Genomic DNA, 22,956 nt, shown 5'->3' on the forward strand with positions numbered 1-22,956 from the left:
TCCTTTAGTTAATTGTCATAAGAATGCCATCTCCAGATTATGTGATTTTACACCGCAAGTAAAACAATAAGTTATAACAATATGTAATTAAAACGGGTACTAAAATTCTTTTCATATTGAGGTAAATTAGCAACTTTATACTAGAAAAGCGTAAGGCATAAAACGCAATTAAACCTTAGTTGTAAATCCTCGATGTTTAAACGCATTTAATGACGTTTAGAAATGATAAAAGCACATAGTTAATTTAGGCATAACCGATTGATAAATAAATACTTAGATGTTTACTCGTTGTTTGAAACACTTGTATTCTCGCGTTTCATTTTGCACTTAAAATAGGCATTAAGACGTCTAGACATTATTAAATCTCAACATCTAGCCAGCTAAATTTTTAATTTTCAATAGAGGGTAACTTTATTTTATATCCGAGCCCTTTGCTTGCATCGCGGTAACACTCAATACTGCCATTAAGGTCTTGTGTTACATTATTGTAGGCAATGTGCAAACCAAGTCCTGCATATCCGCACTGACGTTTTCGTGTATAGAAAGGTTCAAATATCCGTTTTTCATCGCCAACCTTAATGTTTTTACCGTTATCATAAAAATTTATTTCAACACCTGAGCCTACTTTAGACAGTTCACAGGTTATTTCTACATACGGTACATCAGCATGCAGTAACGCATTTTCTACAATAATATTAAATACTTGCGCTAATGTTGCCGCAAAACTAACTAACTCCACATCACCACTGATGGTTAAGTTGGCAGTTTCAGGGTCACGTTGCAGCGTGTTTAACGCCACTTTAAAGCTTTCTAATAATAGGGTCGAAAGGTTTATTACAGTCGGCTTTTGTTCGCTATTTTTACCGGCAAGCAGTTTAAACCGCTCTACCAGTTCGCCAGCCTTACCAACCCCACTTTCAATCAATTCGCTACTGTTATTCACATCATTTAAGAAGCTCTCAAACGCTTGGCTTGATAAGGTCTTACTTTTAAATTGCGACTCTGTAGTCATTGTTTGCATTTTAAGATGGCTTACGGCAGTGATCGCAGTGCCAAGCGGCGTATTTATTTCATGGGCAAGCCCCGCAACCATGCTTCCTAACGCTGCGTGTTTTTCGGCTTCAATAATGTACTTTTGAGCAACTTCTAATTTTTCAATTGTATGCATCAGTTGCTGATTCATTGTTGCAAGTTCATTCGTTCTTTGTGCAACGCGCTGCTCAAGCTCGCTGTTTAACTCTAATAGCGCAACTTCTTGTTGCTTTAGTTTAGTAATATCTCGTTGCGTTCCCGTAATGCGCAATGCTTTACCATACTCATCGGTATCAACTACTTTGCCCCTATCAAGCAGCCAGCGCCATTCACCTTGTTTGTCTAGCACCCGATAACTCGCTTCAAAAAACGGCGTTTTATTGCGAATATGGGCGTCAAACGCATCGGTAAGTGATGAATAGTCGTCGGGATGCACAAATTCTTTCAGTGCTTTTGCATCAAGCCCTGAAGCATTTGATGAAAAGCGAGAGTAAGTCGGTAAATTTTCGCGCGTAATTTCGCCACTAGTTAAGTCCCAATCCCAGAGCGTATCGCCGCTGCCCCAAAGTGCAAGGTTGAGTCTTCGTTCGCTTTCTTCTATTGCTTTGCGCGCTCCGATCTCTACTTTTATACGATTATGCTGCTGTACTTTTCGATAAATTAACCAGCTAATAATAAAAATAACAACCAGGGTAAAAGCACTCCAGTTTCGGTGCGTTTCTACCCGCTCTAACTCGGCCTGCTTTAACTTGCCCTCTTGCTGAACAAACTTTAGTTTTTGCTGAGCATGAAATAATTGATTTTCTACAATTAAAGATTCAAGTCGCTGTTGGCTTTGCTTATCAAATAAGGCCGATTTTAACCCTTGATAGACAATTAATGCATTAAGCGCTTTTTGGTAATTTTGCTGTTGTTTTAACGCGTTAACTAAGCCCTCATAGGCGGCAAAGGTCACGACATTTTTTTGCACAGCCTGACTTAGTTCAATAGCGTGTTGATAGCTATTTTCAGCTTTTACAAAATCGTTTTGCGCGAAGTAAATATCTCCATATTCAACCCATGCTTCCGATATACGTGCTTTTGAATCTCGCTTTTTGTAAATCGTCATGGCATTGTCTAGATGCGTTAACGCTTGCTCTAACTGCTTGTTTTGTTTAGCTATGCGTGTTCGATATAAATAAGTAGAACCGAGTAACATGGTATTATTAAGCTTTACCGCCAGGGCTTGTGCTTCATCTAAGTAGCGCTGGGCTTGTACTTTATCGCCTTTTAGTCGATATGTTTCACCCAAGTTATTGTAGGAATACACCATGCCACGCTGATAACCAATTTTTTCTTTTAGATTGAGCGATCGTTTGTGTAAGTTAATCGCTTCATCATAGCGGCCTAAGTCTTTATAGATAATTGCGGTATTGTTGTAGGTAATTGCAACGCGCCTTTCAGCCTGGGTACCCTCTAATGCTTTAAGTGATTTAAGCATATTTTCAAGGGCTTTATCGAAATCCCCTATTGAACGATAGACCGAACCAAGGCGACCATAGCTCACAGCGAGCATGGTTTGATCTTTCATTGCCTTAAAAACAAATTGGCTTTTGTATAGCGCATCAAAGGTATTTTTGTAGTCATTTATCAGTAGATATGTATCTGCGAGGGTTTGATAAGCCTTACCTATATTTTTGTTATTACTATCTTTAGGATAAAGTGCAATAACCGCATTCAAATCACTGAGTGCTTGTGTGTATTGTGTCGTTTCACTGCTAATCACAGCGCGCACAAACAAGGCAATTGCCTGCGTGTCAGCTGATACAGAGCCATTACTGATTATGGTAAATGCTTCTGCTAGCAGGGCGTTGGCTTTTTCAATTTCGCCTATAAATTGATTCGCCTGAGCGTAATAGCTTAATACTTTAATTTTATCCTCATTGCTAAACGCTTTTTGCGTTAGCTTGTTATCTTCTATATAACTTATGACTATTTTTGGGCTGTTGATGGAATTCTTTTTAAGAAAATGGATCACGTCAGAAATATCGGCGTTATTTTTTGGCAGCGAAACCTCATTGGCATGCACAAAAAACGCTAAGCAACACATAACAATTAACCATAATACACAACGTGACATAGCATTAACCTACGGCTGAACCATCTAAAGTGTAGACCACTTTTTCGCCCTATGATGTGCAGAAAGGTAAAGTATAGAGGTAGATTGACGGTTTTTTAAAAGGGAGATAACGGCTTGGCAACAGTGTATTTGCCAAGCCCAATAGCCGTATTAGTTCACATGAAAGCGATTTACTAGGCTGCGTAAATCGTCCGACAATGCAACGAGTTGCTGAGAGCCTTCGGCTAATTCATCGGCAGAACCAGCAGTGTATTTTACCGAATCGCTAATACCCGTGATGTCGCGGTTAATCTCATCGGCGGCATCATACTGAGACTGCGCGGCATCTGAAATTTGTGAAATCAGTTGCTTAACTTTGCTAACCGCACTACTAATGTCATCAAACGAGTTATGTGCTTTTTCTGCCTTTTCGATGGCGCCTTGTGAGCGCGTAACACTGCTTGCCATTTTATCTGACATCAAGCGGGTTTGTTCAATTAAACTGTTGAGAACTTTATCGATTTCTTCGGTTGATTCGTGTGAACGTTTTGCCAGTGTACGTACTTCGTCAGCAACCACCGCAAAGCCACGTCCTTGCTCACCCGCTCGCGCCGCTTCAATCGCCGCATTCAGTGCCAACAAGTTGGTTTGTTCTGCAATTCCACGGATCACATCAAGTATCTTGGTAATGTTTTCACTTTCTTTTTCAAGTTGGGTCATGGCCTGTGATGATTCGCTTAACGAGTCGTTTAAACTAGTGACTTCATTTACCGCGAGCCTAACATCATTATTACCTTCATCAGCAAAGTTCTCTGCTTGCACGATATCACTCATAGCAATAGTGCAATCATCAGAGACTTGTTTTGCTACGTCAGCAAGTGTTACCGTGCCTTTTGCAGCTTCTTCACTGCTTCCCTCTTGTTCGTGACTTGCGTTCATAATCTCTGTGACTTTTACACCCGACACAGTGGCCGCATCATTTAGAATTTGCGATTTATGATTTATATCTTTAACAAGATCGTTAATTGTAGATAGGAATTGATTAAACCACTTTGCTAATTGGCTAATTTCATCATTGCCAATCACATCAAGGCGTTTCGATAAATCCCCTTCACCTTGCGCTATTTCTTTTAGGCCTTCAGATACTTTTTCGATTGGGTAAACAATGCGATTGGCTAAGATAACGCCAACTACCACAAATAGTGCAATCATTATCAATGCGATAATGCCTATAAATACCTTCATTTCCGATGCAGATTGTAGAATTTCATCTTGCTCTATGACAGCCACAAAACGCCAATTTAGATCATCTGAAAAATAAGTAGTTGCTTCTAACGTGTTATTACTGGTTTCGATGGTAAATGATTTGCTTGATAGGCTATCCGCAAGCGATGTATAAATCGGTGACGACAATTCAGAAATAGCTTTAAAATTGTTATCAGCATTTTTAGGGTCAGCAAGCACAGTGCCCGAGCCATCAACCAAAATTAAATAGCCTGTTTCCCCAATATTAATGCTCGATACAATATCGGTCAGTGTGGCTAAGGTCACATCAAGGGATTGCACACCAACAAATTGACCATTGTCATTATTAATCGCTTTGGCCACTGACACCATAGCTTGTCCTGTTACACCTTGATAGGGTTCGGTAATAACGGTTTTGCCTTTGGCGCTTTGTGCTAATTTATACCACGGGCGCTGACGCGGGTCGTAATTTCCAAGTGGTTCTGCTGGGTATTGAATAAACCCGCCTTGCTCTGTGCCCAAATAAACAAACAGCAACTCTTGATGGGTTTTGCCAAAGGTTTCATACAGAGTAAAAATATCTGCCTCACCGGCCACTGCTGCCAGCGGGTCCATCGACTTTTCAGCGTCCATATATGTGGTGACATCTGTTGGCACATTTTTTACAACATTGGCCTGTGCTAAAAAGTCAGCATTGTGTTTAACTTGTTGAAAAAATAGATTAAAGCCTTTTTCTACTTGGCGGATCTCAGCATGGGTGGTTGCTAAAAATCGGGTGAAACCATCACTTTTCGCCTGCGAGAGTGCGAGCATAGCGATTGCCAGAATAGGCACAATTACGGTGATGGCGAATCCCGCAATTAACTTGGTGCGCATTTTCATAATACTGCCTTTATTATTGTTTTGTATAACAGGTTACAAATTTAATATACCTATTTGGTATCGGTATTAACACTCAAAATGTTAACGATATTTACACCTGAATATAACATTCAATAAATAAATATTAGAGCATTCGGCTGCATTACGATTTATGTATTAGCAATGCGGCATACGAATTGATGTGAAGTACTGGGGGACTGGTTATCTTTATTAATATTTTAAGCATTGATCATTTATTTCACTAACAAAACAGAATGAGTATGGTTTACCGCTCTAAATCAAGGAAATTCCAATACAGGCAAGGGAAGAAATCACCACTGCCCTTGGGGGTAAAGCTACACTATTAAACAGACCTTAAGGTTTTTTAATCACTTTCGCGTGCTTTCGATTAGGATAACAAGTTGTGCAGATCGGGCATACTAAACCGTGGCACCCACGCGCAGTGCAAAACTCACGTCCATAATAGATAATTTGCAGATGCAAATCGTTCCAGCGTTCTTTCGGGAAAAGTCGTTTTAAATCTTTTTCGGTTTGCGCCACATTTTTACCATTGGTTAGCCCCCAACGTTGTGCAAGGCGGTGAATATGTGTATCGACTGGAAACGACGGAACACCAAATGCCTGCGCCACTACAACACCTGCTGTTTTATGGCCCACACCTGGCAGCGTTTCTAAAATAGCCATATCTTGTGGCACTTGCCCATTATGATTTACAACAAGCATTTCAGACAGCACTTTAATGGCTTTGGACTTTTGCGGCGATAGCCCACAAGGCCTTATAATCGCTTGAATATCCTCAACCGTTTGCATTGCCATATCAAACGGGTTATCGGCTAGTTGCCATAGTTTTGGCGTGACTTGATTTACCCTTTCATCAGTACATTGCGCCGACAAAAGAACTGCAACTAATAAGGTATAGGGATCGCTGTGATCAAGTGGGATAGGGGGATTTGGGTAACGCTTTTCAAGTTCATCTAAAATAAACGCGACACGTTCAGCTTTTAATAAATTTTTTTGCGTCACAATGACAACATCCCTAACGATCAAAAATAAAAGGGTAAAATACACTGCTTTTCAGCTGGCTTCCAGCGTTAGCAGTGCATTATATTGTCGCAATTTTGAGTTAAGCGTTTATTTACAACATTGGTCGCCGTAGTAATTGTTCGGGTAATTGCATACCTGCTTTGGTGCCGTCGCTGGTTGCGTCAGTGCTTGTTTTAACGAATTGATTAATGTACTCATTTTGTTCTCCAGTGTTATCCAAGTAACAAGGCTATTATGAGCAACTCGCCGCTAACAATAAAATTAATTAATACGAACTTTACGTTCACTTTTATCAATCAAAAATAAAGCTCAACAACCCATCTCGCTACAATTCATTGCGACCATCAAAATAGGTAATTGTTAATTCACGCGGCTCAAGATTATCAACACAACCCAGGTTCAAACGATACTCGCCCGGTTTGTATAGGGTGTCGTGGAACGGATAAATGCCGCAGTGTTTGCAAAAATGATGATTTACATCGTGATCACCCCAATGATAGGTATTCAAATCATCCTTGCCAGAAATCAATGTAAACTGCTGCGCGCTAACGTAATGTTTAGACATTATCGCATTTTTACGAATGCAAATTGAGCAATTGCATTGCAACGCATCTTTAAATGCAAATTGAGCAATTGCATTGCAACGCATCTTTAATAGGTAGACTTTCAAATTTAAATTGCACCGCTTTGCAGTGACAACTACCTGTATATTTCATAATCGCATTCCTTTTATTTTTTTACTGTATATCTGACCAGTTAAAATAGAAAGCGATTTTTACAGATTAATCTGTAAATATTGTTGTAACGCGTTAACGTGAAGCTGATTATTGGTTGCTTATAACGCTTTATACATAATGTGTTGCGGGCCAACAGGACCACCTAAATAAAGGGATTCAGCCTCAGTAAAACCGCTTTTTTGATAGCAGCGTTGTGCAATGGCATTTTTACAATTAACGGTTAGGTAAAGCCAATTATAATCGCCGTAGTACTGCGTTAAATATTTAAGTAATGCAGCAATCGCCTGCTTACCTAAGCCATTTCCTTGTTGCTTCTCATCAATTACAAACGATCTCAGCCCTAAACCGTCAGTTGGGCAAAAATCGTAATGCTTGCTGTAATGGGTATCGAGCTTAAAAAAGCCAATGATCTCATCATGCTGTTTAATTACATGTAAATGCACCGCTGGATTTGCTTCTTGAATAAACTCCTTAGCACTGCAAGCAAACTTTAATTGCTCACTTGCCAATGTTACGTTAGCAAGTCGATTAAAATGGGTTTGGTTTAATGTTTCGATTGAAACCATTGGGCTTTACTCTCCTTTTCCGCTATGAACCGCTCGAGTCCAGTTGCTGTCACTTTCTAGTTTAAAATGGGCATTTTCACGATCAATGCATGTAGGCGTAACGCTAGTAAAATCAATATTGCCGCGTGGTGTTTCAAAATAGTGTTCTACTTGATTGTCCTTAATAAAAACCAACAGTGTCACGCCGTCATTAGTTTTAATTCGAGTCAATTTTTCAACATCAAACTTAAACCCTAACACTTTGCGAGCTCGTTGATTATCAGTGTATGGCGTAATAAAACAAACCCGCTGCCACGACCCTTCAACGGTATTTGCTAAATTAAGCTGTTTAACCGTAGAATCAAATTCGCGCACGGGTGCTCCAAAATAACCACATCCAGCTAACATAGTGACAGCCAATGCACATACCCAATTTTTCAAAGTAATATCCTTATTAATATCGAAAAGTACTTTCTTGTTTTACAACTCTGTCGAGAGGGTTACATTCTCTTTACGAGCGACTAATTTACCAGTAGCGCGGTATTCTTTTAAGCGTGAAAGCGCTTGCTGTGAACTCATTAACGCATAATCCACATAAAACTTAATTTGTTTAAATTCGCGCTCCACACCGTCTAAGTAACGTTCATTTAAATCGCTATCTGAGAATTCACTCAAATCGTCATGGCCTTCAAAAATAAAGGTGTTCACCATATGTTTGGCTTCAGTATTACTGCGATTGGCAAGGTCAAGCGCGATTAACAGCTCAACAGGTAAGGTATTTAACTCCTCACGACTTTGTGAAAAACGCCATGCCCCTTGATCAACATTGAGCATTTTTAATACAAACTCAAACCTTGGCGATTCACCGGTTTCTTCCAGCTCAGCGACATAACGCTGCGACTTAATAATGTTATCGTTATAAGCACTTGCTGCACTTTCTAATCGCTCTATGTTTTGCGTTAGTTCATAAGCAATTTTACCCAATAACACTTCAGCTTGTTGTCGTTGTTGGTAAGTGTTGTACCAAGCGTTAATGCCAAGCGCGACCAATACACCTAAGGTGATCACAATTAACTCAAACGCCACCTTACTTATTATTTTTTTCACAGCGCTCATTTTACAACTCATTAAAATTTATCATGTTTTTATTGTACCGAGTTTTTAAACTAAAGCCATGATTTGCTCAGGCAAGAAATAGAGACTGTAATTAAAAGGTTGAATAAAATTCACCTTAAGCGTAAATTAATTGTGCTAGTCAATACGTTCACATGGTGTTTTCGATGAAACATAAATACCCGCCGCTTCATCTACTGAGTATTTTTGAAGCAGCGGCACGTCACCAAAACTTTAAAGCGGCCAGTAATGAGCTATGCATTACGCCCTCTGCGGTAAGTCATCAAATAAAAGCACTTGAGCAGCAATTAGGGTTTAGTTTATTTCAACGCAAAAGCCGTGGTGTTGAACTAAACGCTGCAGGAGAAATGTACTTAAATTACGTGCAACAAGGGCTTGACTGCTTTGAACTTGGTACGCGTAAAACCCGCAACCGGTTTTCATCGCAAGCATTAAAAATCTCGTGTTTTACAACCCTAGCAAGTAGCATCATTATTCCAAAATTAGGCGCATTTCAAGCAAAACACCCAGACATTGAACTTAGAATAGAAACCGGTAACCACGTAGCTGATTTGCGCTACGACGACATTGATTTAGCAATTCGCATTGGCCGAGGTAATTGGCCCAATACCACACACCAAAAGCTGCTTGACCTATCAGTATCTGCGGTTTGCTCGGCGCCATTTTTAGCTCAACATAAAATCAATAAATTAGCGCATGTTAACCAGTTGCCGTTAATTGATTTAGCCTACATGGACGATGTATGGCAACAATGGTCTCGTGCTGTAGGCATTACTTTATCCAACACAAAACGCGTGCTTACCTTTAATGATTACGACTCTTCAATTAATGCGGCAACTCAGGGATTAGGCATGGCGTTGGCGATTTTCCCACTTGAAAATCAACGGCTGGAAAACCAATCATTGATTGCACCGTTTAATGAGTTTGTTCCTTTTGAACGTGGTCTTTACGCCGTGTACCGAGAAGAAGACGCAGGTCGTCACGATATTCAGTGCTTTATAAATTGGCTAACTACATCACCAGAGCTCTACGTTGATAATAGATGAATGGTATTCACCTATAGAGTGAATATTATCCTTTTGTCATGACCATTTTTTGGCTCTAAAGTAGCAATTACGCAAACAGCTATACACAGAGCCATTACCATGTTTCAAATATTTCTAATTTTCTATCGTTTACTTGCTACATTGGTCGTTTTAACGCCATTAATGATCAACTTAACCATTAAAGGTGATGTGATTGCATCACTTGTCTATGCCCCCTCCCTAACGATAGTGGCACTGGTTTTAGCGATTTATTTTGATAGTAAAGTAGTCGACTTTTACGCCACGCGACGCAAACAATCGCTATTAAAAAAAACAACACTTAAATTCACACATGCTCCATTACTCTCACGCTTTAAAAGCAAACAATGTTGTTTGAAACATTAAGTCCTGAGCTCGAAATCACAAATTACTCTTTAGCAGCACCTTTTACATGTTATTGCATTAAACTTGATGCAATAGACTCGCTTTTGGCGCACAAATTTGCCTTTTGCTAAGCTAGCGCTATAAAACAACATAGCTCATACGTGCCTGCGGGAGTAACACCTTAACCCGAGTGCAGGCTAAGCCTTTGCGTTTAAACCTACAACTTGTTATAAGGTTGAAAAACAATAAAAAGATAATGGATTATGTCTAAGGCTTGGCTCGCTTTTTTTATTCTAAGTTACAGCGTATTTTGTACCTTTGCCCTTGCGTTACCAGCGCAAAAGCCCGAACAGGTATGTGCAACATGCCACCAAAGCCAAGTTGCAGATTGGCAGACTTCACACCACTTTCATGCCATGGAAGTCGCAAGCGACTCGTCAATTTTAGGTAACTTTGACAACGCAAGCTTAGCTTATAAAAACCAAACAGCGCGCTTTTTCAAAAAAGACAGTGGTTTTTATATTGAAATGCCAAACCTTACTGGCAAATTAACAACTTACGCCGTGGCATATACTTTTGGCTATCATCCTCTGCAACAATATATGTTTGATTTTGGTAACGGTCATTACCAGTTTTTTCCATTTGCATGGGACAGCCGAAGTAAACAGCAAGGGGGGGCAACGCTGGTTTGTGCTTCATCCTGAGCAAAGTGAAACAGACGCCTTTCACTGGAGCCAAAAAGGGCAAAATTGGAACCATATGTGCGCCGATTGTCACTCCACTGACTTTCAAAAGAACTCCGACTTTAAAAGTAACACTTTTAACTCAACGTTTTCCGCTATTAATGTTAGCTGCAACGCATGTCACGGCGACAGTGAACAACACTTAAAGTGGGCGAGTGGTAATAACAAAATCAAAAACAGAGGCTTTACCCATGTTATTGGGCAAAAAACATCGCTATTTCAAAGCCAGGCTGATGGCACGGTGAAAAGCGTTTCGCCTTTAAAAGAATCCAAACAATTTACTATGTGTGCCACCTGTCACGGCCGACGTTCAAATTTGGCTGACCGCCATGGACCCCATGATTTTTTCAATGCATTTCAACCGGCGCTATTAACCCCTGAACTCTATCAAGTAGATGGTCAAGTATGAGATGAAAATTACGTTTGGGGCTCATTTGTGCAAAGTAAAATGTACCAAGCAGGTGTCACCTGCACTAACTGTCATAACCCGCACAGTGGTAAGTTAAAACTGCAAGGTAATTTAACCTGTACCCAATGCCATGCAAGCACCACTTTTGATACACCAAAACATCATGGCCACGCAACAAATGAAATTGGCAGCCAATGTGTAGATTGCCATATGCCCACCACAACTTACATGCAAGTTGATGCCCGTCGCGACCACAGTTTTAAAGTGCCAAGACCTGATTTAACGATTAAAACGGGTGTCAGTAATGCGTGTAACCAATGTCACCAAGATCAAACGGCAAGCTGGGCGGTTTCGAAAATTAAAACGTGGCACCCAAATAGTAAACATATTGGCAAACAACACTTTGCCACCAGCTTTCATCGCGTCGACGAGCGTGCGCCAAACGCAGCTGAATTACTGCCCCGTATCGCGCAAGATAAACAGTATTCGACCATTGTTAGAGCTTCAGCACTCACACGTATGCGCAATACACCCGACAATAACGCGTTAGTTGCGATTGCGCGGGCAGTAAAAGACCCATCGCCACTCAAACACATCGCCGCAATTAATGCTGCGACGCCCTATCCAGTGACAGACCGCTGGCGTCTTTTTAATTTTTTATTAGATTCAACTCACCACAGTGTGCGCATTGAGGCAGCGCGCTCACTGGCCGGCATGTTGAACGCGCCCTTTCCAAATGAGCTGTCAAAGCAAGATAAGGCGCGTTTAAGCGCCGCACTAAACGATTACAAAAAAAGCCAAGAATTTAACGCGGAACGTGGATTTTCACACTCTAATTTAGCCTTGTTAGCGCTTGAGTTGGCAGAGCCTAAAGCCGCAGAAATGCACTATTTCGATGCGATAAAAATTGAACCTATTTTTATGCCAGCGTATGTAAACCTTGCCGATTTATATCGCCAGCAAGGTGATGAATCAAAAGCTCAAAATATTCTTAAGCAGGCGCTCAGTGTCAATCATGAGGCAAGCGATGTTTACTACGCATTAGCAATGAGCCAAATACGCAGCAATGAAAAGAAAAATGCACTTAAAAGCCTAGAAAATGCCACTCGGTTTGCCCCTAAAAATGCAAATTACTTATACACTTACGCGTTATTGCTGCAAGACCAAAAGAATATTCACGAAGCAATTCATTATTTTGAAATGGCCTATGCGATTACCCCGAAAAACCCAGATATTAGCTATAGCCGGACGCAAAGTTACATTGCGTTAAACCAGTTTAAGCAAGCGTTATTTTATGCTGAAAACCTTACGCGTTTACTGCCAAACGATCGGCAAATAGCGCAAATGGTAAACCAGCTAAGAATGATGCAAGGGGTTAATTAACCTTCGAGCTCAAGCAAAGGAAAATGGAAGAGTACCTTTAAATAGGCTTGCGAAAAATTGCTAAGACTAAATTGAAACGCTATAAAAAAACGGCAGGCTATTACGCCTGCCGTTTTTTATAAATAATGTGAAACGCAATTACGCTTTTTTAACGAACTTCGCAGTTACCATCATTTCGCCAACACCATCTACTTTACAGTCAAGCTCGTGATCCTTTTTATCGAACACGCGACGAACTTGTGCTTTGGTGCCAATTTTAATCACTTGCGAACTGCCTTTGATTTTTAGGTCTTTAATTACGGTAACTTTATCACCTTCAACCAATAATGCGCCGTTCGCATCTTTTACCTCGATAAGATCCTCTTTTGCTTGCTCCTCAGGGTTCCACTCAAACGCGCATTCTGGACAAACAAGATTATCTTGATCTTGATATACATATTCTGATTTACAACTAGGACATGGAGGTAACGACATAACAACTCACTACTGCGAAAAAATTTGCGATATTTTAATTGATTTAACCCTATTAAGCGAGGGGCTTTTAGTTAACATTTAAGTTTTTTTTAGCTAATGCCACCCCGCTTTGAAAGAATAATTCTCACTTAAACATATAGTTAAAATAATTATGTGGAAATAACTTGATCAAACACATAAAAAATACGCTTTTCACAATCAAAGTTTTATAAATGCACTGATTTTTTGATTTAGTGCAGTTTTAACGCTTGCCAACAAACATAAAATATCGTCATTAAATCAATTTGTTGGAACACCCGTCGTGACCAAATTAGCAAGAGCTTCACAGCAAATTCATTTTGCTGAAGACGAACTTATCATTAGCAAAACCGATATCCGTGGAAATATTACTTACGCCAATCGCACCTTTATGCGGGTAAGTAACTTTCCTGAATCAAAACTCATTGGCCAACCACATAACATTATTCGTCACCCAGATATGCCAAGAGGTGTGTATTACGGCATGTGGAAAACCCTAAAAGCCAAGCAAGAATTCTTTGGTTTTGTTAAAAACCTCACCGCCGATGGCGATTATTATTGGGTATTTGCAAATGTCACACCTGATTTGGTTAACGGCGAAATACAAGGCTTCTTTTCTGTAAGGCGCTCTCCGCCTGACGCCGCTATAAAAACAATTAGCGAGGTGTATCAAAAAATGCTTCAAGTAGAAGCACAACATGGCAAACGTGATGGGGCAAACGGCGCATGGTGTTGGTTAAATGAGTATTTGCAAACCTACCACAACACCAGTTATGAAGCCTTTGTATTAGATCTGTACGCAGCCGAATAAGGAGATTTTTATGCCAAATCATACAAGCAATGTAAGCAAAAACATCCCTTTTTTGAGCCAAAAACTGTTTATTGCCTGCGTAACCTTTGTCGCCTTAAATTTACTGGTTGCCATTAATAGCATAGTCACCAGTGGCATCAGCTTAATAAATATCTTATCGCCGCTACTGGCCATGGTGTTTGCCTTTTTTGCTTACCAAGATCAAAAACGCCCACTTAACGCGCTAAAAGCAATACACCTTACTCTCACTGAAGCAATTGCAGGCAAAACACATGTGCGAGTAACCCGCACCAAAGGGCTTGGTGAAATTGGTCAAGTTGCATGGCAGCTAAATGATTTTCTCGATATCGTAGAGACCAATTTTAAAGAATTTTCGAACAGTTTTTCGCGCGCCGGAAAACGCGAATTTCATCGCAAGGGATTAGTGCAAGGCTTGCCTGGAGAATTCGCTTACATCATGAATAACGTTAATGTAGCGATTGAAGCAATGGAACAAGCCGATCACTTTGCAAGGCAAAATCGCCTGCTAAGCGAAATGCACCACCTTAACACCAGCAATTTACTTGATAATTTGAAAGACACGCAACACCAAATGGCGGCGTTATCAGCCGATATGGACGATGTTGCGGCCATGGCTATCGAAAGTAAGCAAGGCGCTGATTTTAGTCATAAAACCGTAGCTGAATTAAAGCATGCTATTGAGCAAGTTAACGAGCGCATGCATACAGTAGAAGAAACCGCCAATGTATTAGCGAACGACAGTAACCGGATCGAGCAAACAATACGATTAATTAGCGATATTTCTGAACAAACCAACTTATTGGCGTTAAACGCAGCAATTGAAGCGGCACGTGCTGGTGAATCAGGCCGCGGATTTGCTGTAGTTGCCGACGAAGTGCGTCATTTAGCGGTAAAAACACGTGAATCAACCGACGAAATTACTGCAATTATTTCAGGGCTAACCTCACGCGTAGAAAGCATGGTGCAGCAAACCTATGAAGTGAGCAACAGCGCGAAACAAATTGGCGATGAAATGACGACCTTCTCGGCCGAATTTGACACTATAGCCACATCGGCCGAGCGCACTATCAATGTTGTGGGCCAAACCAAAGATCGTGCATTCGCCTCACTGGTTAAAATTGATCACATCATCTACATGCAAAATGGCTACATTGGCGCTGAAAAAGGCGGGCTTGGTGCAGAATCTGATGCTGTGCAAGAATCTCACTCTGAGTGCCGTCTTGGTCAGTGGTATCATCACGGGGAAGGCAACGCTGTATTCTCGCGTCTAGCTTCATTTAAAGCGCTTGATAAACACCATAAAACAGTGCATCAGCATGTACGCCAAGCCATAGAGCTGGTGCAGCAAGACTGGCTTAAAGACGATGGTATTTTTGATGGCATCATACATCATTTCCAGCAAGCGGAAGTTGCAAGTGGCAATGTGGTACATTGCTTAAATGAGCTGGTGTTACAAAAACACGCACAATAATCAAAGCCAAAGACGCGTTTTTAAAGGCCGTGTGGCTTATTGCTATAACGCCGCATCATATTGATGTAACATACAAAAACTTCACTTATGTGAGGTTTTTGTATTTCAAACAATGCTGAATAAGGACAATCATGCGTTTTTTCTTTCTCGTTACATCCCTGTTACTCGCTGCAAGCCCTCTTTATGCAAACCCATTTTTAGGCAAATGGCATGTTACTAAAGTTGAAACACCAAACACTTATTTTGGTGAAATTAAATACCCTAAACACTTTGAGTTAACTCAGCAAAACGGACAACTTAGCGGGCAATATCACGACCAACATGGCTATAGGTGTGACTTTTCCTTAATCGAATTAATCAATGCTGGTAATGAGCTGTTATTAATCGGTTGTGGTGTGACAAAACATACCAAATCATGGATGCCAGTGCATAAAGTAAAACTCATCAATGATCAGCTGGTCGGTAAAGTGATCACGCATTCAACACAATTCACTTGGTACGCAGAGGCTGTAAAACCCGACTCACAATAAACCACAAACTTCACCATAAGGACGTGTTTATGAAAAAATGGAAAGTGCTCTTTTTTACAACCTTGTTCGTGCTATTTACAAGCAACCTGTTTTGGCTCTATGTGGTGATTGATCAAGGCGTAAGCTACACCTATTTAAATCAATCATATCAAGATACAAACCACACTATTGATCACTTAAGCAAGTTAATCGTAAAAGGCAGCGCGCAATACAGTCAAAGCGATATACTTCATTTGCTCAGACAAACTGAGCCCAATATGTTGATTAGTGAAAGTGACAATACCATTACCACTGAGTTTGCGACATTTACGTTTAACAACAATCAATTGATTGCCATCAAACAATCCCAATTTTAATAAGTATGTTGGCAATCATAGCGCTAGATAAATTAAGTAGTGCCAAGGAGCACTTCTTAACGTGTTGTTATAAAATAATAAATATCACTCCCATTAGCTGGCTATTTCTCTCGCCAAATTCATCAACTCTAAAACTGAATTTGTCTTGGCAAAGCGCAAGATAAATTAAAAAGGCCAGATTATTCTGGCCTTTTATACGTTTGCTATTGGATATAGCAATTAACTCAGCGATGAAACCGCTGACAAGTACTGTTACTTGTTAAGCTGCGCTTTTGCGGCTTCAACCTTTGAAAAATCAAGGCCTAGTTCTGCGACTGCTTCTTTAATAAGTGCAGGATTTTGCATCACTTGCCCCATCACTAGTTGCAGTTTATCTTGCGGTAAGCCCAGTTGACTAATAGTTAGCATTGCAGCCATTGGGTTTTCAGTAAGCACCTGAAAAATTTCATTAATACGCTCATCGCTAATGTTGTTTTCTTTTAACAGTGCAATAATTGGATTCATTCTACTACCTTGAATAACATTATTTGTGTTGCAGTGTAGCAGGTGATTAACATGCTGTTAATCACCAAGCTAAAAATCTAATAGACTCTGAACTATTGTTCTAATGTAGTTTCATTTTTGGCCTGACGCTACGCATTAGCTTTTCACATAACCAAAGCGCCATGGTTTTTAAAGGACCGTGAATGGCATTTTGATGCATGCGATACAAAGACACGTACATTAAGCGTGCTAGTTTGCCCTCAATGAACATACTGTTATTGGTTAAATTGCCCATTAAACTGCCTACCGCACTAAAACGCGATAAATTAACCAGCGACCCATGATCTTTGTACTTAAACGGTGTTTTGGCTTTACCGTTAAGCTCCGCAAGAATATTACTCGCTAAATTACTAGCCATTTGATGCGCTGCTTGTGCACGCGGCGGCACAAAACTTCCATCAGATTGCTCACATGCCGACGCATCCCCAAGTACATAAATATGCTCTACTCCTTTGGCTTGCAAATACGGGTCAACCAGCACTTGGTTGCTGCGATTAAACTCTAGTCCGTCGATGTTTTTTATAAAATCAGCCACTTTTACGCCCGCCGCCCACAGCATTAAGTCTGCAGCTATCTCCTCGCCCTCTGCGGTGATAAAACCATGCTGATTGGCTTCGCTAATGCGTGTATGTTCAAGTACCTGAATGCCTAAATTAAGTAGTTCACGTCTCGCTGCATCACTGATACGCTTTGGCAATGCGGGTAAAATAGTCGGCCCAGCTTCAATTAAATGAATACGTAACTGCGTACTTTTAAATTCGCTTAAGCCATAGTGCTTTAACAAACCAGAAACATGAATAAGTTCTGCGCTCAACTCCACCCCAGTTGCGCCACCACCGACAATAGCAATTGAAAGTGAATTTGATTTAGTATTTTCTTCACCACTTGAGTTTTGATGAACACGGGTAAAGCTATTTAGCAGCGCATGCTGAAAACGCTCTGCTTGCTGTTGAGAGTCCAAAAAGTAGCAATGTTCGGCAACACCTGGGGTATTAAAATCATTACTAATGCTGCCAATTGCAATAATGAGTTTATCGTAGTGAATAGTGCGCTCAGGCAATAGTACTTTGCCGTTATCGTCATTATGTTGTTTTAAACTGATAGTTTGGTCGTTGGTATCGAGTTTTATAAACTCGCCCAAAATGAATTGAAAACCGTGGGTTGCTGCGTGAGCTGAATACGACACGCCATCTAAACTGGTGTCGAGCGAGCCTGTTGCTACTTCGTGCAGCAAGGGTTTCCATATGTGCGTGCGGTTTTTATCAATTAACGTAATATTTGCGCGTTGTGACTTTCCTAATTTTTGTCCTAATTTACTTGCAAGCTCAAGGCCGCCTGCGCCACCGCCAATAATAACGATATTAGGATGTGTGTTAATCATAATTGTGCCCTTTAAAAGTTATAAAGAGCTGAATACATAGATTTTTACCGTGGTTATAACGTTGGCTAGGTGAGCCGCTTAATCAGTAAAAATTGGTATAATTAGGCATTCAGGTCATTATAACCTGACACAATGTCTTTATGTTACGCCGCAATGTACCTAAGTTAAAGCCATAAAGTATTGCAAAATATGTCGTACGTGTTACCGCGTGTTCAGTTAATATTCATGGCGCATTTTCTATTTTTGAAACAATTACTCAAAACTGTGAAAGACTATGACCTTATCGACACTTTATAAAACAGCGAGTCTCGCCGTTATTTACTTATCACTTAGCGCTTGCGCAGCTATTTCACCAGAAAAATGTAAAACCGCTGATTGGTATAACTTAGGATACAGTGACGGTCAAAGCGGCTATAAGCGCAGTCGGGTCAATGACTATCGTCAAACTTGTGCGGAAGTAAACGTCGATGTAAATACCAAAAAATGGCAAGAAGGATACGAACAAGGCAACCAAGTGTACTGCACGCCAGAAAACGGCTATCGCATTGGTCGCGCCGGACAAACATACAACGGAGTGTGTTTAAACGAGTCATTCGTTAAAAACTACAACAAAGGTAAACGGCAATATGATATCGACAAGGAAATCAAACAGCTAGAAGACCGCTTATACCGCCTCAAAGAGCAATATCGTAATGAAACAAACGATGATATTAAGCGCGAAATTCGCCATGATATTCGTGATTTAGAACGCGAAATTGACCGTTTGCGCATTCCGCAAGTCATTTACCAAGTGGTGTTTTAGTTATGATGACCCAAGTGCGAACTGTTTTTTAACACCTAGCATCACACCACCAAATGCCACGCTAAAAATGCCAGCCAGCATTGCCAACGACGATAGCGTGGCGTTAGCGATGCCAGGACTTGCCAACACGGCTAATGTGTTAATAAATACTAACATCAACGCAGAGAGCAAATAACCTTGATAGCCAATTACACCGGCAAATATCAAAAACAAAAAGGTAAAACCAAGTGCAGGCGTAAACGCTGCAGCAGCAATCACCCCAACAACTAAAGAAAGCGCTATCACCAACCATATTACTATTTTATACATCTTTGCCTCCGTGCATATGCTTTTATTTAGCCAAGTAATTTCTCAAATCGAATTTTATAATCTTGAAAACTTGGCGCTTTTTCAAGATCAATTATTGCATAGTTGTTTTTGACGAGCATTGCCAACATCGCACGAAAACGATTCATGGTTTTTACCTGAACAGCAGTAAACCCATGTTGTTGCAGCCAATTTTCCTGCTGCAATAACATTTTTTGAGCAAGACCTTGACCGCGATGTTCTGGTACCACAGCACCTAACCAGCTGTAAAATGTTGTATCGTTTAACGCATAACCAAGTTTATAACCAATCGGTTCGCCATTGTAATAGGTAATAAGTAACAAATGGCGTTTACCAGCAAGGCGTAATTTAATATCTGCAAGCTTTTTTGGTGATGAAAATTCAGGAATAGCCAATTCGATTTGCACCATTTGTTCAAGTTGCCCAATTTCAATTGTATACATAATTCTTGCTTACTTGGCTTTAAACTGCCGCCAGTATAGAAAATTTAAAAAACTGAATCGATCTTCCTTCACGCTTTTTTCACATCTGTCAGGTTAGTGTCACGGCAAACAACACAACAGGAACTGAAACTATGATTAAAAAATTAGTCATTACAATAGCAGTCATTGCCGTGATTGGTGTTGCTTCACTTTATGGCACCAAAACCTGGCTTAAAAGCTTACTGCCTGATAAAGCCCACTTTACAGCGCTAAAAAATACACAAGTAAGTGATTTACCTTATATCGCCGAAAGCTCCGTACCCTATCGCGGAAAAATCCTCGCAGTCGTCACTAGTACTGACAAAATGGGACAAGATAAACCAACAGGCTACGAGCATACCGAACTTGCCAGAGCCTATTGGGTGTTTACTGCCAACGGTTTTGAGGTAGATATTGCAAGCCCTAAAGGTGGTAAGCCGCCAGTGGTTATTGATGGTGAGGATATGGGGGCTTACGATTACGCATTTTTAAACGACAAAACCATTCAAGCACAGGTCGCAAATACCTTGTTACTATCACAAATTGACCCAAATGATTATCAAGCGGTTTATTTTGTTGGTGGCAAAGGCACCATGTTTGATTTTCCCGATAACAACGATGTGAAACGGATCACCAAAGCCTTGTATCAAAATAACAAAGTTGTAAGTGCCGTATGCCACGGCCCTGCGGCGCTGGTAAATATTACCTTGGATGATGGCTCCCATTTACTCGAAGGCAAAACCGTATCGGGCTTTACCAATGAAGAAGAGTTATTTTTAATTCCTGATGCAAAGACACTTTTTCCGTTTTTGCTCGAAGATAAACTAGTTGCACGTGGCGCAACATTTCAGCCAGGCCCACAATATCTAGAGCAAGTAGTGCAAGATGGAAAATTGATTACGGGGCAGAATCCATGGTCAGTGTGGACCTTGGCTGAACGCGTAATTGCTGAGCTAGGTTATACACCCAAACCAAGAGCGCTTACCGGTGAGGAGCATTCAGTTCGGCTTTTAAAAACTTATCAACAACATGGCTTAGCCGCAGCAAAAGCAGATATCGTTAATAATCCAAAAGCGCATCAACAAATATTAGTCGTGATGCATGCAATATTGGCGTTTATGCAGCTAGATATAGGTAAAGGGTTCGATTTATTGAGCCTTGCCAAAGCAATTAAAGCGCAACACGCTTAAATTGCTTAGTAACGTAACCCTTCAACTAAAAGAGGGTTACGTTATGTCCGATACTACTCTGTCACGGCCAAGTTCTTTGGCGTCGTAAAGCAAATCGTCAACACGTTTAAACATCATTTCAATTGCTTCACCGCGTTGGTATTGGGTAACACCAATACTAGATGTGATTGTAATGCTGTTTTCATCACTCATTTTTATCGGCTCTGCTTTTAGCGCCAATGCAATTTGCTCAGCACAACTAATTGCTTGTGTGGTTTGTGTATTCGGTAAAATTGCCACAAACTCTTCACCGCCATAACGTGCAACAATATCATTACGTGTTAATTTGCTTTTAATAATGTGCGACGCCACCTTTAACACGTTATCGCCTGCAAGATGGCCGTAGGTATCGTTAATTCGTTTAAAGCGGTCGAGGTCAAACATCACTACACTAAAGCCGATATTTTGTTGTTTAAGTTGTTCAATACGACGCAACATGACGCGTCGATTAATCAGTTTTGTGAGCGGATCAACCGTTGATTCACGATACAAATTCATCAACATTGAAAGCTGTGCAATTTGCAACCACAGACTAATACCAGCAAACAAACCAAATAACCAAACGCCGTTAAACAAATGCCAATAATCACCGTTAAAAAAGTGCGCTTGTACTAGCATAAATGGAATAAAAATCAGGCTAATTAAAATCACGCCACCGCGAATAGTCAGTGGAAATAACCCGATCATCGCCAATGTTAAATACGGCATCATGGTAAAAATTAACGGCACACTATCAAGGCTGTTAAACGTCAGCATAATGTACAAATAAAACAACGACGGGCACAAAAACGACAGTGCAATCACATGTTTTATTAAACTCACCGAAGACGAGCGTTTTACGCGATAAGCCATAATAAACAGTGCCACCGAGAGCGAAATACGCGCCACAAGTAAGGTTTGAGCATGTGCTTGCGGTAGTGTTAGAAAGTCAAAGAAGCCAAATAAGGGCACCGAAAAGGCAAAAAACAAACACATAATCCATAAACGTCTGCGAATATAATCGGACCGCTTATGCGTAAAATCAGTTGAATGGGAATGCGATGAAATAAGCTCGACGAGTGGGTTGTTTTCTAAACGAAGGTAGGTTTTGAGTTTTAGCGATTTAAACTTAGATAAGGGCTCTTTTTTGTCACTATACGGCTCGCTTAGTGCGGTTGGCTTCATACTTAGTCTCACTTACGTCTATTACAACACCAACTAATGTTGTCGCAATAATCATCAATTCGAAGCAAGTTTAACCGTTGAGCACATTTGCGTGATTATTCTAGATCAATAAAAACACAGTAAACAAAGTACCGAAATTAAACACTTAGCCTTTAATTTAATACACCCCTAGAGGTATTCGCATGCAAGAATTTGCTAAATATAAACTGCACTTTAACGCAACCTTACAATCTCTTACAAAAGCGATAAAGTTGCGCGGTAGTAGTACATTGCAATATCTGGTACAACTATAAATTGTTAAAGCTAGCTAACTACACAGGGATTGGTGCCATTCACAAAGTGTAAAAAAGCACAACGGCATTTGAATCATTGTTTGTAACGCAATACTTGCAAGGAACGCGAATGAAATACCTGTTAACCTTACTTTTAAGCATATCCGTTTGCGCACAAGCAATAATCATTAGGCACGATGTTGCTGATGCACAATACAAGAAAATAAGGAACAAGCACAGTCAATTACGCTACATATTACTAGAAACCCGCTGACGTTTTTTAATTCAAAAAAGCCAATGCGATACAACCGCTAAACACGTATTATTAAATATTGCGAATTGCCCATGTAAATTTAAGTTATCCACTGAGCTCGAGCGAAACAATAAGCCTGCGCGTTAAATATAAACAGCACAATAGTACAAGGTTTATTAAAA

General features: G+C 40.4%; 24 protein-coding genes. 11 read left to right on the forward strand and 13 right to left on the reverse strand.

Annotated elements, in window-relative coordinates:
• Positions 1-388: 388 nt before the first annotated feature.
• The 7 genes from L1068_RS04380 to L1068_RS04410 form a co-directional block, all read right to left on the reverse strand.
• Positions 389-3,151, reverse strand: a complete 2,763-nt coding sequence (locus L1068_RS04380) for a tetratricopeptide repeat protein (protein WP_237129253.1) — start codon at positions 3,149-3,151, stop codon at positions 389-391.
• Between the two features lie 150 nt (positions 3,152-3,301).
• A complete protein-coding gene (locus L1068_RS04385) occupies positions 3,302-5,257 on the reverse strand; it encodes a methyl-accepting chemotaxis protein (RefSeq protein WP_237129254.1) in 1,956 nt (651 codons plus the stop codon).
• 354 nt (positions 5,258-5,611) lie between these two features.
• The gene (gene nth / locus L1068_RS04390; protein WP_237129255.1) at positions 5,612-6,280 is read right to left on the reverse strand and encodes an endonuclease III; all 669 of its coding nucleotides are present in this window, start codon (positions 6,278-6,280) and stop codon (positions 5,612-5,614) included.
• Positions 6,281-6,626: 346 nt separating this feature from the next.
• On the reverse strand, positions 6,627-6,866 hold the full coding sequence (locus tag L1068_RS04395; RefSeq protein WP_237129256.1) for a GFA family protein: 240 nt from the start codon (positions 6,864-6,866) through the stop codon (positions 6,627-6,629).
• A 270-nt stretch (positions 6,867-7,136) separates the two neighbouring features.
• The gene (locus L1068_RS04400; RefSeq protein ID WP_237129257.1) at positions 7,137-7,604 is read right to left on the reverse strand and encodes a GNAT family N-acetyltransferase; all 468 of its coding nucleotides are present in this window, start codon (positions 7,602-7,604) and stop codon (positions 7,137-7,139) included.
• Positions 7,605-7,610: 6 nt separating this feature from the next.
• Positions 7,611-8,024: a hypothetical protein gene (locus L1068_RS04405; protein WP_237129258.1), complete on the reverse strand. Its 414-nt coding sequence runs from the start codon at positions 8,022-8,024 to the stop codon at positions 7,611-7,613.
• Positions 8,025-8,063: 39 nt separating this feature from the next.
• A complete protein-coding gene (locus L1068_RS04410; RefSeq protein WP_237129259.1) occupies positions 8,064-8,690 on the reverse strand; it encodes a hypothetical protein in 627 nt (208 codons plus the stop codon).
• 173 nt (positions 8,691-8,863) lie between these two features.
• Here L1068_RS04410 and L1068_RS04415 point away from each other — a divergent pair, with 173 nt between their 5' ends.
• The 5 genes from L1068_RS04415 to L1068_RS04435 all read left to right on the forward strand — a co-directional run bounded on the left by L1068_RS04415 (position 8,864) and on the right by L1068_RS04435 (position 12,661).
• The gene (locus tag L1068_RS04415; protein WP_237129260.1) at positions 8,864-9,763 is read left to right on the forward strand and encodes a LysR substrate-binding domain-containing protein; all 900 of its coding nucleotides are present in this window, start codon (positions 8,864-8,866) and stop codon (positions 9,761-9,763) included.
• A 99-nt stretch (positions 9,764-9,862) separates the two neighbouring features.
• Positions 9,863-10,147: a hypothetical protein gene (locus L1068_RS04420; protein WP_237129261.1), complete on the forward strand. Its 285-nt coding sequence runs from the start codon at positions 9,863-9,865 to the stop codon at positions 10,145-10,147.
• Positions 10,148-10,389: 242 nt separating this feature from the next.
• Complete coding sequence (locus tag L1068_RS04425) at positions 10,390-10,830, forward strand: cytochrome c family protein (RefSeq protein WP_237129262.1); 441 nt, start codon at positions 10,390-10,392, stop codon at positions 10,828-10,830.
• A complete protein-coding gene (locus tag L1068_RS04430) occupies positions 10,817-11,278 on the forward strand; it encodes a multiheme c-type cytochrome (RefSeq protein WP_237129263.1) in 462 nt (153 codons plus the stop codon). Before L1068_RS04425 ends, L1068_RS04430 begins: the two co-directional genes overlap by 14 nt.
• 27 nt (positions 11,279-11,305) lie before the next feature.
• Positions 11,306-12,661, forward strand: coding sequence for a tetratricopeptide repeat protein (locus L1068_RS04435; protein WP_237129264.1), 1,356 nt, complete (start codon positions 11,306-11,308; stop codon positions 12,659-12,661).
• A 138-nt stretch (positions 12,662-12,799) separates the two neighbouring features.
• Here L1068_RS04435 and L1068_RS04440 read toward each other — a convergent pair whose 3' ends face one another.
• Positions 12,800-13,135, reverse strand: coding sequence for a zinc ribbon domain-containing protein YjdM (locus tag L1068_RS04440; RefSeq protein ID WP_010559526.1), 336 nt, complete (start codon positions 13,133-13,135; stop codon positions 12,800-12,802).
• A gap of 301 nt (positions 13,136-13,436) precedes the next feature.
• On the opposite strand from L1068_RS04440, the gene L1068_RS04445 reads away from it, so the two are divergent.
• From L1068_RS04445 to L1068_RS04465, 4 genes are all read left to right on the forward strand, one after another.
• A complete protein-coding gene (locus L1068_RS04445; RefSeq protein ID WP_237129265.1) occupies positions 13,437-13,964 on the forward strand; it encodes a PAS domain-containing protein in 528 nt (175 codons plus the stop codon).
• A 10-nt stretch (positions 13,965-13,974) separates the two neighbouring features.
• The gene (locus tag L1068_RS22040; protein ID WP_275419453.1) at positions 13,975-15,456 is read left to right on the forward strand and encodes a methyl-accepting chemotaxis protein; all 1,482 of its coding nucleotides are present in this window, start codon (positions 13,975-13,977) and stop codon (positions 15,454-15,456) included.
• Positions 15,457-15,587: 131 nt separating this feature from the next.
• Positions 15,588-15,986: a hypothetical protein gene (locus tag L1068_RS04460; protein WP_237129266.1), complete on the forward strand. Its 399-nt coding sequence runs from the start codon at positions 15,588-15,590 to the stop codon at positions 15,984-15,986.
• Positions 15,987-16,015: 29 nt separating this feature from the next.
• The gene (locus tag L1068_RS04465; protein ID WP_237129267.1) at positions 16,016-16,342 is read left to right on the forward strand and encodes a hypothetical protein; all 327 of its coding nucleotides are present in this window, start codon (positions 16,016-16,018) and stop codon (positions 16,340-16,342) included.
• 252 nt (positions 16,343-16,594) lie between these two features.
• Here L1068_RS04465 and L1068_RS04470 read toward each other — a convergent pair whose 3' ends face one another.
• The gene (locus L1068_RS04470) at positions 16,595-16,846 is read right to left on the reverse strand and encodes a DUF2999 family protein (protein WP_010559531.1); all 252 of its coding nucleotides are present in this window, start codon (positions 16,844-16,846) and stop codon (positions 16,595-16,597) included.
• Between the two features lie 100 nt (positions 16,847-16,946).
• A complete protein-coding gene (locus L1068_RS04475) occupies positions 16,947-18,266 on the reverse strand; it encodes an NAD(P)/FAD-dependent oxidoreductase (RefSeq protein ID WP_237129268.1) in 1,320 nt (439 codons plus the stop codon).
• A gap of 274 nt (positions 18,267-18,540) precedes the next feature.
• On the opposite strand from L1068_RS04475, the gene L1068_RS04480 reads away from it, so the two are divergent.
• Complete coding sequence (locus L1068_RS04480) at positions 18,541-19,068, forward strand: DUF2799 domain-containing protein (protein WP_237129269.1); 528 nt, start codon at positions 18,541-18,543, stop codon at positions 19,066-19,068.
• Here L1068_RS04480 and L1068_RS04485 read toward each other — a convergent pair whose 3' ends face one another.
• Positions 19,069-19,377, reverse strand: a complete 309-nt coding sequence (locus L1068_RS04485; RefSeq protein ID WP_237129270.1) for a DUF6419 family natural product biosynthesis protein — start codon at positions 19,375-19,377, stop codon at positions 19,069-19,071.
• A gap of 26 nt (positions 19,378-19,403) precedes the next feature.
• Positions 19,404-19,838 (reverse strand): GNAT family N-acetyltransferase, encoded by a 435-nt coding sequence (locus L1068_RS04490; RefSeq protein ID WP_237129271.1) that lies wholly within the window; start codon positions 19,836-19,838, stop codon positions 19,404-19,406.
• 131 nt (positions 19,839-19,969) lie between these two features.
• On the opposite strand from L1068_RS04490, the gene L1068_RS04495 reads away from it, so the two are divergent.
• Positions 19,970-21,046, forward strand: coding sequence for a type 1 glutamine amidotransferase domain-containing protein (locus tag L1068_RS04495; RefSeq protein WP_237129272.1), 1,077 nt, complete (start codon positions 19,970-19,972; stop codon positions 21,044-21,046).
• A 36-nt stretch (positions 21,047-21,082) separates the two neighbouring features.
• Here the strand turns inward: L1068_RS04495 and L1068_RS04500 are convergent, their stop codons facing one another.
• Positions 21,083-22,249, reverse strand: a complete 1,167-nt coding sequence (locus tag L1068_RS04500) for a GGDEF domain-containing protein (protein WP_237129273.1) — start codon at positions 22,247-22,249, stop codon at positions 21,083-21,085.
• Positions 22,250-22,956: the final 707 nt, after the last annotated feature.

The organism is Pseudoalteromonas sp. MMG024 (assembly GCF_021654175.1).
Taxonomy (GTDB): Bacteria; Pseudomonadota; Gammaproteobacteria; order Enterobacterales; family Alteromonadaceae; genus Pseudoalteromonas.

Coding starts and splice junctions, on each gene's coding strand:
- L1068_RS04380 (WP_237129253.1), bottom strand. CDS start 3,151: ATGTCACGTTGTGTATTATGGTTAATTGTTATGTGTTGCTTAGCGTTT.
- L1068_RS04385 (WP_237129254.1), bottom strand. CDS start 5,257: ATGAAAATGCGCACCAAGTTAATTGCGGGATTCGCCATCACCGTAATT.
- L1068_RS04395 (WP_237129256.1), bottom strand. CDS start 6,866: ATGTCTAAACATTACGTTAGCGCGCAGCAGTTTACATTGATTTCTGGC.
- L1068_RS04400 (WP_237129257.1), bottom strand. CDS start 7,604: ATGGTTTCAATCGAAACATTAAACCAAACCCATTTTAATCGACTTGCT.
- L1068_RS04415 (WP_237129260.1), top strand. CDS start 8,864: ATGAAACATAAATACCCGCCGCTTCATCTACTGAGTATTTTTGAAGCA.
- L1068_RS04420 (WP_237129261.1), top strand. CDS start 9,863: ATGTTTCAAATATTTCTAATTTTCTATCGTTTACTTGCTACATTGGTC.
- L1068_RS04425 (WP_237129262.1), top strand. CDS start 10,390: ATGTCTAAGGCTTGGCTCGCTTTTTTTATTCTAAGTTACAGCGTATTT.
- L1068_RS04440 (WP_010559526.1), bottom strand. CDS start 13,135: ATGTCGTTACCTCCATGTCCTAGTTGTAAATCAGAATATGTATATCAA.
- L1068_RS22040 (WP_275419453.1), top strand. CDS start 13,975: ATGCCAAATCATACAAGCAATGTAAGCAAAAACATCCCTTTTTTGAGC.
- L1068_RS04460 (WP_237129266.1), top strand. CDS start 15,588: ATGCGTTTTTTCTTTCTCGTTACATCCCTGTTACTCGCTGCAAGCCCT.
- L1068_RS04465 (WP_237129267.1), top strand. CDS start 16,016: ATGAAAAAATGGAAAGTGCTCTTTTTTACAACCTTGTTCGTGCTATTT.
- L1068_RS04470 (WP_010559531.1), bottom strand. CDS start 16,846: ATGAATCCAATTATTGCACTGTTAAAAGAAAACAACATTAGCGATGAG.
- L1068_RS04475 (WP_237129268.1), bottom strand. CDS start 18,266: ATGATTAACACACATCCTAATATCGTTATTATTGGCGGTGGCGCAGGC.
- L1068_RS04480 (WP_237129269.1), top strand. CDS start 18,541: ATGACCTTATCGACACTTTATAAAACAGCGAGTCTCGCCGTTATTTAC.
- L1068_RS04485 (WP_237129270.1), bottom strand. CDS start 19,377: ATGTATAAAATAGTAATATGGTTGGTGATAGCGCTTTCTTTAGTTGTT.
- L1068_RS04490 (WP_237129271.1), bottom strand. CDS start 19,838: ATGTATACAATTGAAATTGGGCAACTTGAACAAATGGTGCAAATCGAA.
- L1068_RS04495 (WP_237129272.1), top strand. CDS start 19,970: ATGATTAAAAAATTAGTCATTACAATAGCAGTCATTGCCGTGATTGGT.
- L1068_RS04500 (WP_237129273.1), bottom strand. CDS start 22,249: ATGAAGCCAACCGCACTAAGCGAGCCGTATAGTGACAAAAAAGAGCCC.